Source organism: Shewanella electrica, assembly GCF_022321485.1.
Classification (GTDB): domain Bacteria; phylum Pseudomonadota; class Gammaproteobacteria; order Enterobacterales; family Shewanellaceae; genus Shewanella; species Shewanella electrica.
The window spans coordinates 1-261 of the sequence record NZ_JAKOGG010000416.1; the positions used below are offsets into that span (position 1 = coordinate 1).

A 261-nucleotide genomic window follows, 5' to 3' on the forward strand; every position below is an offset into this window, starting at 1 on the left:
CTGCTCTTGAATGGAATTGCCCTGATGACCACCTGGTGGTAGATGGCAGCAAGGGCAGCGCCAATGAAGGGGCCAACCCAGAAGATCCAATGGTCATCCCAGGCATGGCCCCTGTTGTAGATGATGGCAGCGCCAAGGCTCCTCGCTGGGTTGATGCCGGTGCCGGTGATGGGGATGGTGGCCAGGTGAACCAAGAAAGTTGCAACTTCCACCGCACGACATCTTGATCTTCTGGGTCTCTTGTAAACTCTTCAGGAACTT

Annotated in this window: 1 protein-coding gene; it reads right to left on the bottom strand. The window is 55.6% G+C overall.

Features of this window, described 5'->3' with window-relative positions:
* A partial coding sequence (locus tag L9G74_RS24350; RefSeq protein WP_500142677.1) for an aquaporin occupies positions 1-212 on the bottom strand: 212 nt, incomplete at its 3' end.
* Positions 213-261: the final 49 nt, after the last annotated feature.